The 2,916-nt window shown below is 31.9% G+C and carries 2 protein-coding genes; both read right to left on the bottom strand.

Annotated elements, in window-relative coordinates:
* Positions 1-86: 86 nt before the first annotated feature.
* On the bottom strand, positions 87-437 hold the full coding sequence (locus tag F3G86_RS11340; protein ID WP_149723445.1) for a hypothetical protein: 351 nt from the start codon (positions 435-437) through the stop codon (positions 87-89).
* A 333-nt stretch (positions 438-770) separates the two neighbouring features.
* Positions 771-2,916, bottom strand: a 2,146-nt coding sequence (locus tag F3G86_RS11335; RefSeq protein ID WP_188116440.1) for a hypothetical protein, incomplete at its 5' end; no start/stop codon positions are given.

Raw genomic sequence — 2,916 nt, 5'->3', positions numbered from 1 at the left:
ATATGTTCCAGTTATATTTATATCCCTAGCATAGCTGCTAGAGCATACTATAAGCACAAAAAATGCTATAAAGAATTGTGATTTTTTCATTTATCTACTCCTAAAATTGTATTAATTTTTGCTTTCCTACTCATGATTGTATCTCTCTTTTTTCCTTTTGGTAATTTTAAATAATCTTTTGTTAGTTCAAGGTATCTTAAGCGACACTCATTTGATTCAGAGTTATTTAAATTGGCATATTGATAAACAGCATCGTGAATATTCCATGCTTTACTGCTTTTGATAGAGTAGTTATTGTCTTCTAGATTATTAAAACTATCCCTCAAACATTCTATTTTTAAATGCATTTTGAGTAAATTATTTTTCCTATCACTAAATCCATTAAAACCACCGTTTATTCTATAGGTAATATAAATTAAATCATCAAAATCAGCCATATTGTTTAAATCAACATTTAAGTGTCTGGACCAATACCACCCAGATAAATCTACAGCATATTCCTTTTCTTCGAGTTTGGTATTGTTGTTGCCTTGCGTAAAGTCAATTCCTTTATAAGAACTATATGCAGTATAGTTATTTCTGCCGGTTATTTGAATTAAACCCCTGCCTTTAAAACGTTTGCCGTCCCCAGTTTGAGTATTCCCAAGATCAGCTCTATCCTCATGTGCTGAGCCATCTTCTTTTTCTTTTAAATATGCAAAATCTCTAGATTCATGTCTTATTTGTGCCAGAAAATGCAGTTTTCTTTTACAAGTATTAATATTATATCCTTACATAGTAAAATTAATATAATCTAGAAAAATATTTGCATTATTTTTATTTATCCCTAGTTTAATTAATTCTTCCTTTGATATATTTCTGCCGCAAAGACAGCTTTCTTCCGTCTTTACCACAACTCCTCTATCCCCATCCACCCACATACCTTTATCTACTCTTGTTATACTCTTTGACTCATTAAAAGAGTTTATAAAGCTATTCATATTATCTTTACTTAGTAGGTTGATACCATATTTGGTATCTTGGTTTATCTTTGTGTTACCTGTTTGGTTTGTATTGCTTTGGTTTTGATTGTTTGTGGAATTTGCTTCATCTATGTAAATTTGATATCTCTTATCTCTCTTCTCATCACTCTTTAGCTCTTTACTTAGTTTATCATCTTCATAGATATTTATATCCTGTGCTGACATATCTTTATTTATATATAAGTAGCCACTTTTATTTACTAAGGCATCATCATGATTTAGACTAGCTTTAAAACTCTTCTCTTTTATAGCATGCTCAAACTCATATATGATTAGCTTATCATCTTTAAATTTAATATATAGAGGTATCTTTATATCTATCCTTATATGGTTTTTACCATATACGCTTTTGTATTTAAATTTATCCTTCTCTCCTTCAAGATATGCAAAAAATACTATAGTATGACCACCTTGCTTTAGCTTATCTAGATCATCTTTTTTTATAAGATCTGAAATTTTAAATCTTATCTCTTTACCCTTTTGATCTTTTAGCTCTACCACATCTTTTGGATTTGATTTAGATACTTCGTTATACTCTATGCTCTTTATCACCTTATATCCCCAAAGTACCTCTTTATACCTCTTGCTACCTTTTTCTTGTTTATATATAGCCTTTAGGCTTATTGGCTCATTTGTCTTAAATGGATACTCATTATCAGAGACTACATTTACTATATGATCTGTTATATCTCTTAAAGATACCTTGTTTGTATAGCTATAACTACCACCACTTTTATCTTTATATCCTATAGATATGATAGCTGTACCAGTGTAGGCATGTATCCCTTTGGTATCATAAATTTTGCTTAGATCACTTGAATAGACTATAAGCTTAGTATCTTTCTTATCATTTCTATCTATAGGGATATTAAATGTAGCTGTATATGAGTTTTTGATATCTGAGTCTTTATTTTTAACTAAAGATATACTCTCATATATACTCTTATCACCGCAGTGGTGAAGATATATCTTATCTATATCACTAGCTTCACCTTTTTCGTTTTCAATGATGAGATTATTTAGTGTTAGAGCAAGGCTTGAGCTAGATGTTGATGTAGGTACTACATTATTACCAAGAGCTAGACGAAGCTTCATATCAAACATAGCTGAGTCTTTATCGTCTCTAAGGGTAAAGTTATTCTCCTTAGCGAAATTTAGAAGGTTGAAATTTAGATATTCGTCTTTAGATGAGGGGAGCTTAAAGTGGCTCATCTTTACAACACCATCTTCTAGCTTGTACTCTATCTCATCGCTACTTTGTCTTATGCTAGTAAAGCAAGCGCCCTTTGTCTTGTTTTTATCATCTTTGCCATCATCGTTTTCTTTATAAAGTATCACACTATCTGACTTGGTCTTTGCGTTTTTAAATTTGATATCTCTATCAGATGAAGCACCATTGTTCTCTTTCTCGTAAGTGTCAAATTTAAAGTCAGTGAGTATTAGCTCGCATAAATTTAGCTTGCCATAGTTTGGTCTGCTAGGATTTAACTCTTTTGGGTTTAGCTCACTACAGTCAAATTCGCTTTGGCTAGCTAGCACGATGGTAAAGTTGCTCTTTTTAGGCTGAAATATCCTAATAGGAGTAGCCGTCTTGATAGGGCATAGTATGAGCATATCCTCTTGTTTATAAAGCTCTTCTTCTCTTCTTTTTAAGAGCTTATTTATCCTTGAAGCGTTAGAGGTTGAAGAGGAGGTTAAATTTACGCAGTAGATATTTTCGGTCTCAAATTTCTTTGATGTCTCAGAGCTCAAAAGAGAATTTAGCTTATCGGCAAATGGCTTAAATAGCCCCTCACACTTTGAAGCGGTATTGTTTGATCTCTCTTCATCTTTTTGCATAAATTCTAAATGTGTGACGTCTTCTTTGTGCTCTTTGCCGTTTTTGTGTTTTGTT

It is taken from the genome of Campylobacter concisus (assembly GCF_902460595.1).
Taxonomy (GTDB): Bacteria; Campylobacterota; Campylobacteria; order Campylobacterales; family Campylobacteraceae; genus Campylobacter_A; species Campylobacter_A concisus_BL.
Note: the sequence above shows the minus strand (reverse complement) of the source record. Positions and strands in the feature narration are given on the sequence as shown.

What these genes read in the sequence shown, in the direction of transcription:
- F3G86_RS11340 (WP_149723445.1), bottom strand. Translation starts at nt 437, where the DNA reads ATGGCTGATTTTGATGATTTAATTTATATTACCTATAGAATAAACGGT.